The organism is uncultured Sunxiuqinia sp. (genome assembly GCF_963974515.1).
GTDB lineage: Bacteria > Bacteroidota > Bacteroidia > Bacteroidales > Prolixibacteraceae > Sunxiuqinia.
Genome location: NZ_CAXBDD010000143.1, coordinates 1 through 7,062 on the forward strand (window position 1 = coordinate 1; position 7,062 = coordinate 7,062).

At 46.7% G+C, this 7,062-nt stretch carries 5 protein-coding genes; all 5 read right to left on the reverse strand.

Translation table 11 applies throughout. From position 1 onward, the window contains the following. A partial coding sequence (locus AAC033_RS17670; RefSeq protein WP_339740575.1) for a sulfatase-like hydrolase/transferase occupies positions 1 to 1,085 on the reverse strand: 1,085 nt, incomplete at its 3' end. 45 nt (positions 1,086 to 1,130) lie between these two features. Further along, positions 1,131 to 2,261: a glycoside hydrolase family 43 protein gene (locus AAC033_RS17675; protein WP_339740577.1), complete on the reverse strand. Its 1,131-nt coding sequence runs from the start codon at positions 2,259 to 2,261 to the stop codon at positions 1,131 to 1,133. Between the two features lie 57 nt (positions 2,262 to 2,318). Further along, positions 2,319 to 4,001, reverse strand: a complete 1,683-nt coding sequence (locus AAC033_RS17680; RefSeq protein ID WP_339740579.1) for a right-handed parallel beta-helix repeat-containing protein — start codon at positions 3,999 to 4,001, stop codon at positions 2,319 to 2,321. Between the two features lie 86 nt (positions 4,002 to 4,087). Next, positions 4,088 to 6,295, reverse strand: a complete 2,208-nt coding sequence (locus AAC033_RS17685) for a sulfatase-like hydrolase/transferase (protein WP_339740581.1) — start codon at positions 6,293 to 6,295, stop codon at positions 4,088 to 4,090. Positions 6,296 to 6,606: 311 nt separating this feature from the next. Beyond that, the coding region (locus AAC033_RS17690; protein ID WP_339740583.1) for a carbohydrate binding domain-containing protein at positions 6,607 to 7,062 on the reverse strand (456 nt) is incomplete at its 5' end.

Here is a 7,062-nt window from a genome sequence, read left to right on the forward strand (position 1 = left end):
CCGGCTTCAAAGAGGCTGTATTTTCCGCCACGAAGCGGCCCCCAAGGTTTGTGATCGCCCAGTTTTTCGACCGCGTCGTCATAATACCCGTCATTCAATACAGGGCCATTATCGCTGGAAAAAATGATCAGCGTGTTCTCAAGCAGTCCTTCCTCTTCAAGCGTTTTTACCAATTCGCCCACACACCAGTCAGCCTCTATAATTACATCGCCTCGCGGGCCCATTCCGGAAGTCCCCACAAAACGCGGATGGGGTGTTCTCGGTACATGGGGCTGTTGCAAAGCGTAGTACAGGAAAAATGGATTGTCCTTTTGTTCCCGGATGTATTGCTTGGCTATTCCCAGAAAATCATCGGCCATATTCTCATCTACCCAAAGTGCCGATTTACCTCCTTTTTGGTAGCCAATTCTTGGTATTCCGTTGTGGATAGAATTGTTATGCCCGTGGTGCCATTTCAATTTAAGCAGCTCCGGGTTGTTGGTGCCGGTGGGTTCCCCTTCAAAGTTTTCTTCGTAACTCACCAACAGCGGGTCATCGGTATCGAGTCCAACCACGTAACCGTTCTCGAGATAGACTGTAGGCGTGCGGTCCTGGGTGGCTGCCATGATGTAGGAATAATCAAATCCTACTTCGTTTGGTCCGGGAGAAACTCTTTTGTTCCAGTCCACATCGCCGATACCCAAGCCCAGATGCCATTTACCTACGATACCTGTATGATAGCCCTGTTCTTTCAGCATTTTTGGAATGGTTACTTTGGCTGTGTCAATAATGAGCGGTGCTGAACCCGGCAGAATCCGAGCGCTTTCGTTTCTCCAGGGGTACTCGCCTGTTAAAAGCGCATACCGGCTGGGAGTGCATGTGGCTGAAGAGGCATAACCTGTGGTAAATCGCACTCCGCCGTGCGCAAGGTTGTCGATATTGGGTGTTTTTAGCTCGGTAGCGCCGTACGCTCCCACATCGCCATAACCCAAGTCATCGAGGTAAATCACAACAATATTGGGCTTGACTTCCGGTGCTGGATTTTCGCCGGTTGTACAGGCCGAAACTGCGGCCAGACAAGTTGTCGTTAGTAGTAAATTTTTCATTCGCGTATTTTTTTGTTCTGATAACTTATTGATACAGTTCCGATGTTATTTCAAGGTCCATTCCGAATTCCAGTTGATCACAGGTTTGTCGTCTTCAAACTCAAGGGGTAGCCAGATATAGCGTCCATCGATGGCATTATCTGGAGCCCACCGATCAGCCATGAAAATGAACTCACCGGGGTTCTCCGGATTTTCAAGGATGTAAGTACTTTGTGAGTCAAAAGTCGTTTCCACTTGTTCTTCCGATCCACGACAAGGATTTCCCAAGGATGTCCACGGCCCGAAAATTTGATCAGCCACGAACGAACGTGCGGCATTTGGAGCCCATCCGGTACAGCCCGAAGCAATCAAATAGTACTTGCCATCTTTCTTGAAAATTGCTGGTGCCTCGTTATGACCCGCAGGCATGACCGCCACATAGCGATCGGTAAAAGCCGTGTATTCGTCGTTCAATTCAGAAATATGCAAGGTGAGGTTTTCCTCGGAAGCATGAATGTGATAGGCTTTTCCGTCCTCATCAACAAAGAGCGTCATATCACGAGCCATTTGTCCTTTCTCAAAATCACGATGAATGAACAGCCCGTCAGCAACTGCTTCCAGCCATTCCTCCGACCAGCTTTTCAATTCCTCGGGAAAGCTCATTTGCTTTTGCTCGGCGGTAAAGTTCAGTGGCCACTGTACTGCGTTTGGATTGACGCTGTGAATGTATTCAAAAGGACCGGTAGGTGAATCGGCCACCGCCAGTCCGGTTTTTGCAGCAGAATAGCCCATTCCCTTCAACTCATGGTGAAACCACATCACAAACTTTTTCGTCTTGGCGTTATAAATCACTTTGGGCCGCTCAATAATACAACCTTTCACAATCAGGCTCTCCGGATTTTCAGAAACAGCAAGTGCAATTCCTTCATCTTTCCAGTTGTACAAGTCGTTTGAAGAATAAACATGGACACCAACCATCGCCCGGTTTCCGGCTTTTCCTTCAATTTTGTGTTCTCCATACCAATAGTAGGCTCCGTCAAACTCAAGCAGGCCACCGCCATGGGCATTGATATGAACGCCCTTGTTGTCAGGCCAAATGGCCCCCGGCGTAAAACTCCTTAGTTTGCTATTCTGAGCCATGCTCCCCATACTCATCAACACAAACGCAATAATTGCAAGATTCTTTATTGGCTTCATTTTGATAAAATATTCAAATTATAAATTTAGTTTTTTATTTATCATCCTGTTCTATTTTTATCGTAACTCAATGGCGCCCATATCTGGTAAGCTTCCTATTGTATTCCCGAGGATATCATGCTGCACGTCGAGTCCTATTGTTAAGCCAATAGAATCATTGGGTATCTTGGTAATCTTCATACCACGATCTTTCACTAAAGCAGGATTTGCAGGAACATAATCTCCGATCGTTAAACCTCCTGGATTCTGAAATCCCGGATCTCCAATCATTGGGCTTTCGTCCTGAATAAGAACTTCCTGAGGCCAATTCGAATCAGACAAGTAAAGGTTATTCTCAAAAATGGTGTTGGGAATTGGTGTTGAGCCAATCTCCTCAGGCTGGTATTGATCTCCGGCCACTAATTTGCTATCTCCGGCAATGTAAAAGATATTATTTGCGATTAAAACCCCCGAAGAGCTTTTCGCTACCGCGAAATTGGCAACAAGCTCCTGGCTGGTGTAAATCGTATTATTGTAAAAATAGCTGTTAAAAGGTCCTTTGGGTTGCTGTTGACTTCCCACGTAGCCACTCAGCCAGAATATTTTCCCTTCCTGGAAGGCTCCATCTTGTCCTTTTACCCGCCAGCCATCGTTGACACTGATGTTGTATCGGTAAGCGCAATTGTGGTTATTGCCCAGTATTTCGCAAAATCCACCGGCATTGTTCGCACTAAAATTATACTGAACCACCACATTTTTACAATTAAAATCGATGTGACAGCCTGCAGAATCTCCCGGCCCGTTGGCATTTAAAAACGAATTGTGCTCAATAATCACATTGTCTGTTGACCAAGTCCACAATCCACTTCCACGTCCCCATTTCCGGCTATCGTTATTGCTTCCCGAGTGATTGACGGTGTTGCCATTGACAATCCCCCCTTTAACGCCTGACATTTGAATTCCGGGGCCACCGGTTTCAGTCACCCGGTTATTGAGAACACTTATATTTTCAATACTCTTCCCTTTCCCTGTAAATTTCAGTCCGGTATGAGCCACGTTGCTAATTTCGCAATCTTCCACTTTTACGTTTTGCAGAAGCGCTCCCTCCGTTTGATTGATGAAGCGGATTCCCCAGCCATAGCTTTGTGTTCCGTTGGCCGAACGCACTTCGTCTTTCCCCCTGACATAACCTTCTTCCTCATAAAAGATATCTTTTATCACCAGATCAGACAAGGTGATATTCCCAAAAGTGCCGGATTCGGTGGTTTGTACTAAAACTCCACATTTCATATCAGGCATCTTCCCATCAACCATTCTCATTGATCCGGCATTGCCGGAAATCTGCAATCCACTCACCTCAATAAAGCTGCAATCCTGAAGCAAAATTCCGTTTGCTGCTCCTTTGGCATCGACCATAGCCCGCTGGCTCGCAAAGGTCTTGTCCGATTGGTAAGTCGAAATGACAATGGGATTCTCCGCAGTTCCTTGCACCTGCTTCAGCACGATCGATCCGGGGCTGGTTGTTCCGGCTGCCAATAAAACAGAATCGCCCGGGTTAAGCCTTAGGCTGCTGATATGCGCCAAAAATTTAAATGGTCGCTCCAAGCTTCCGTCTCCTGTTGTACTCCCTGTTTCAGGGTTGAAGTAGTAATTTTGATAGCCCGATTCTGGCTCGCTCATATCCGAATCACCCGAACAGGCAGTAAGCGCGTAACCCGCCAACAGCAAACCGGTTATTCCTATTTTAAGTGTTTTTAGCATGTCTGATTTCAATGTTTAATTTCTAATTTCCTCCGGCTGCTATTCCAACCGATTCTTCTCTTCTATTCGTTGAAGGATAAACTTGTTTAGTCTTTCTGATAAACCCGGACATAATCCACCAGATATTTTCGGGGGAAGGTCGTTTTCGATGGATCTCCTCCGTTGGATCCAATGGCCAGATTCAATAGAATGTATTGAGGCTGATGAAAAGGATTAAATCCATCCAGGTATTCGGCGTTTTTAATATCGATTTCATTTAGAAGCTGGTCATCCAGGTACAGGCGGATATACTCCTCAGTCCAGTCCATTTTCCAAACATGGAAACGATCCGGCCAGTCTGGTTGCTTTTCGAGAAATCGCTCGATTGGGATTCTCGCCGAGTCCCAAACAATTTTACCATCCGCTCCAGCCCAGGCAGCATTTGCCAACAGTTTGGCTTTTCCTTTCTCCCGGTAATATTCCAATTGATCAACCTCTCCATTTGATGGCCAGCGTCGGGTGACGCCCAGCGTCCAGATGGCCGGCCACATCCCCATACTGGTGTCAATTTTTGCCCGCACTTCCATGATTCCATGCTGAAAGCTAAACTTCCCACTTGTTTTCACGCAGGCCGAAGTATATTCGGCTTCACGCCGGTTCTTTTTCCAGCTTCTGCTGTTCTTTTCATACTGAGGATTTTTCACCCGCTCCCGGCGCCCCTCAATTTGAAGCACTCCGTCGCGCACCTTGGCATTATCAGGCTGATACCACTGCAACTCTTCGTTGCGCACAAATCCCTCTTCATAGATCCAATAAAGCGGGTCGGGCTTTCCGGCTTGATCAAATTCATCTGCCCACAGCAAAGAATACCCCTCGGGAGCCAGTGGTTTCACGGTGTCTGGTTCGTAAGGATTTATTCTCCGAAACCGGCTGGGATGCTGACGCGAATATTCTTTATCCTGCATCAATCCTAAGAAAACGGGATCTATCAACTGATCATTCCATTCGGCGTAGTTCTTCTTGAGCCGGGAATAATTCTCTTGATCAGCTGTCGGCAGCAAATTTGTTTCGCTGATGTCTTCTTCAATATTATACAACTCATCCTCGTCCGAATTGTACCGAACCAACTTAAAATCACCCTGCCGAACAGCATAAGCATCCTGATCGAACTTTCGCCAGTAAAGCGCTTCATGCGGAGCCTTCTGTTTTTCGCCTTTGAGGTATGGAATCAGATCAACTCCATCCAGCTGATTTTTCGGGCTAACTCTGGCGCTTCTCACGGCGGTAGCAAAAATATCCAAGGCAATCACCGGTTGGTCATACACTTTTCCGGCAGGAATATGAGCAGGCCACTGCATGGCAAATGGCACGCGAACACCTCCTTCGTACAAACTGCTTTTCCCCTCTCTCAAAATTCCGTTGTCAGAACCATTATGCTCTTCGGGGCCTCCGTTATCCGAAAGAAAAAACACCATCGTTTGATCGTTGATTCCAAGTGCTTCCAGTTTGTCGAGCACCTGCCCCACACCATCGTCCACCGCACTGACCATGGCCGCGTAAGTCCTTCGTTTTGTGTTTTCAATGTGCTTAAACCGATCCAGATACTTCTCGGTGGCTTGCAAAGGCCCATGGGGTGCATTATAAGCCAGGTAGATAAAAAACGGCTTGTCTCTATTCGATTCGATATACGAAACCGCTTCCCGCGAAAACGCATCCGTCAAATATTCGGTTTCTTCAACCCGCTTGTGATTTTTTAGTAGTTTGGTTTTGTATGCATCATATTGTGCTTTTACCTGAAATTCATCTTCAAGCGTCAAGTCTTCCGGAAAATACTGATGTCCGCCGCTAAGAAAACCATAAAAATCGTCGAATCCCCGGTTTAAAGGATGTAAACTTTCGTGCGCTCCCAGGTGCCATTTTCCAATGGCCAGCGATTTGTAATTGGCCTGATTCAGGGCGCTGGCCAAGGTTTGCTCACTCAGGGGCAAGCCCATTTCCGGATCGTTTGGTGCAAAAAGCGGGTTGCGGCCAAAGCCGAAACGGTCTTGGTAACGTCCGGTGATCAATCCTGCCCGGCTTGGCCCGCAAACGCTGTAGCTGACATAGCCGTTGGTAAACCGGACCCCATTTTGTGCGATACGATCGATATTGGGCGTTGGTATATCCGTGCTTCCATTGAAGCCCACATCGGCATATCCCAAATCATCGGCCAAAATGACAATCACGTTGGGTGGTGTGCTCTGCTCCTGTGCCTGACTGGCAAAACTAAAAAGGAGTGGGCTCAAAGCAAACGGGAAAAATGTTTTCAGATTCATGGATTCGATGTTTAAATATTTCAAATGCACGCTTGACCGAATTCTGTGGAGGTTTTGTCTTCGATATACAACCAAAAACATTCGCTGTTAAAAGCTGATAAATCATCCCTCAGCTAACTTCATACAGATGCCGGGAACAGTGCTCTGTATCTTTTCCGATTTGGAGAAAAAGGGGCCGTTATCATTTGTGAACACGGCCCCCCAAACAATTACCTAACTAAACAGAAAAAACTTCTCCCAAATAAAAATATTTCGGTTCAATCATAAATAGTCTAAAACACACGACTAAGCATCCGCTTAAATGTGATTGGCTATGGCACCTCTTTTACCACAATGTTATCGAAAGCGAGTTGCTTCTTGGGCCATCGATACAGGGCAATAACCACATTTTCATTACCTTCTGTCACCGTAAACTGAGTCGTGTGAGTTTCCCACTCGGCATTCGAAGCACTAACCCAAGCAGCTTCGTAGGCAGCCTTGGGATGCACCTGAATCGTGTAACCAGCACCATCCTGCATTTTGGTCGTCACTTCGAAGGAATAGGTTTTACCTGCTTCCAGGGTGATCGGACGCCGAATGGCAAAATTATTTTTGGAAATATCGCTGTGCCCAAAACGCGCGCCTTCAAAAGCTCCGCTTGAACCAACTGTAGCGGATCCTTCCCAAACAATATAGCCCTCTCCCGTCAAATCCGCACCTTCGGCATAGGCTTCAAAATCATCCTGAAAAATAATCGAAGGATCAACAGCCGGTTCTTTGCCCGGACC